2 protein-coding genes are annotated in these 1,179 nt (G+C 73.5%); both read left to right on the top strand.

Annotation, left to right across the window (positions count from 1 at the left end):
• The coding region (locus ACFWI9_RS34565) for an AAA domain-containing protein (RefSeq protein WP_387169325.1) at nt 1-649 on the top strand (649 nt) is incomplete at its 5' end.
• 256 nt (nt 650-905) lie between these two features.
• Nucleotides 906-1,179 (top strand): hypothetical protein (locus tag ACFWI9_RS34560; RefSeq protein ID WP_387169322.1); only part of this gene is annotated, 274 nt, incomplete at its 3' end.

The raw sequence follows: 1,179 nt of genomic DNA, 5'->3' as shown, positions 1-1,179 counted from the left end.
GTACACCCGTTTCCGCAGCGGCACAGGCCACGGCGACCGGCGGCTCACCTTCGGTGTCCTGTCGGACGGTTCGGCCCCGGACCGGGTGATCGACGAGGCGGCGGAGTCGGGTTGGGGCCTGCTGGAGCTGCCGGCCCGCCACACCCCTCGTACGGACCCGGAGGCGGTACGGGCGGTGGCGACGGTCGTACGGCGGTTGCTGGACCGGGGCGGCGCGGCCACATCCGAACGCTCCCCCGACCCCACTCCCCTGACCGCCGACCGCACCGCCGTCGGCACCGCGCACCGGGACCAGGCGGCGGCGATCCGGGCGGCCCTGGGCGAGTTGGGCGTCAGCGACATCACCGTGGACACGGCGAACCGGCTCCAGGGGCGGGAGTTCGACGTCACGGTGGTCCTCCACCCCCTCTCCGGCCGCCCCGACGCCACCGCCTTCCACCTGGAGACGGGCCGCCTCTGCGTCCTCGCCTCCCGCCACCGGCACGCCTGCATCGTGATCTGCCGAGCGGGCGTCACCGACCTCCTGGACGACCACCCGTCGACGGAGCCGGTACAGCTCGGGGTGACGGTGAAGTTCCCTGACGGGTGGGAGGCGAACCACGCGGTGCTGGCGCATCTGGCGGAACACCGGGTGGTGTGGAGACCGTGACCGTGGCCGTGGTCCGGAGACCCTGACCGTGGCCCTGGTCCGGAGCCCCAGACCGTGGCCCGGAGACCGTGACCTGCGGTTCCCTGTGGTTCGGGCGGTCCGTGAGGAATATCGCGCCGGTCCGCTGGGCAGCCAATCTCGCGGTGCGGGATCCGTGCCCCGGGAGTATGCCCGGGCCCCTTGCGCCGCCGGGGGACAATGGACGGTGGTCCGGCTCGTGAGGCGGGTCATCCGTGACGTACGAGGAGGAGAAGACATGGCGGAGCACACGCCGCGTCGCAACGAATCGCGGCTACGCCCCGCGCCCCTGCTCTTCGAGCCCGCGCAGGCGGCCGAGGACCCGGAGCACTTCTTCGACCTGGAGTCGATAGACGACCCCCGCGCACTGCTGGCCCGTGCGACGGAGCTGACGCACGCGTTCCGCGCCGCGACCGACCGCGCGGTGGAGTTCCAGGCGATCGCGGCGGCGCAGCTCGCCGATCCGCGCCGGTTCGACCGGCTGACGCCGGCGGACATCGCCGAGCGGGCCG

It is taken from the genome of Streptomyces sp. NPDC127084 (assembly GCF_042724175.1).
Classification (GTDB): Bacteria; Actinomycetota; Actinomycetes; order Streptomycetales; family Streptomycetaceae; genus Streptomyces.
Note: the sequence above shows the minus strand (reverse complement) of the source record. Positions and strands in the feature narration are given on the sequence as shown.